The organism is Streptomyces lancefieldiae (assembly GCF_031845825.1).
Lineage (GTDB): Bacteria > Actinomycetota > Actinomycetes > Streptomycetales > Streptomycetaceae > Streptomyces > Streptomyces lancefieldiae.
The window spans coordinates 1-255 of record NZ_JAVRFH010000448.1 but is presented as its reverse complement, the minus strand read 5'-3'; the positions used below and the strand labels follow the sequence as shown (position 1 = coordinate 255).

1 pseudogene is annotated in these 255 nt (G+C 69.8%); it reads right to left on the bottom strand.

Annotated elements, in window-relative coordinates:
* A pseudogene (locus RM812_RS43505) lies at positions 1-255 on the bottom strand (hypothetical protein); the annotation flags it as partial.

Genomic DNA, 255 nt, shown 5'->3' with positions numbered 1-255 from the left:
GCCCACGATGTGCTGGTAGTCCACTGCCAGCACCGATGCCGTCATGCCCTCGGTCCGGTGCGGCACCGTCGATCCCGCAACCGCCCTCTGCGGCAAAGACTCCGGCACCACGGCCGGCTCCTCGGCCGGCACCTCCGTCACCGTGACCCGTGCATCCACCAGGCGCTGAAGCGCACGTTCCGCCTCATCGAGCGCGGCACGCAACCGCGCCACCTCCTCCCGGATCCCCTTCTCCCTGGCCTCCAACAGACCGAT